The 247-nt window shown below is 48.6% G+C and carries 1 pseudogene; it reads left to right on the forward strand.

The annotated features are described in order from the left end of the window. Positions 1-247: pseudogene (locus SB773_RS33835) on the forward strand (alpha/beta hydrolase); the annotation flags it as partial.

Genomic DNA, 247 nt, shown 5'->3' on the forward strand with positions numbered 1-247 from the left:
TAGCAAGGGCGGAGGAGACGCCATTTTGTTTAGTGCTGGCAACCCTCATGTCACAGGCATCGTCACCTGGAACGGAATCGCCCATGTCAATTTGTTCGATGAAAAGCTGCGCCAGCAAATCGAGGAAAACGGAGTAGGCTACATACCGAATGCGCGTACCGGCCAAAACATGCCTATTACACGCGTAGTTATTGATGATGTGGATAACAATCAGCAGGAATACGACCTCTTAGAAAAGGTTTCTGTG

Source organism: Bacillus sp. SIMBA_074, assembly GCF_046534555.1.
Lineage (GTDB): Bacteria > Bacillota > Bacilli > Bacillales > Bacillaceae_G > Bacillus_A > Bacillus_A mycoides.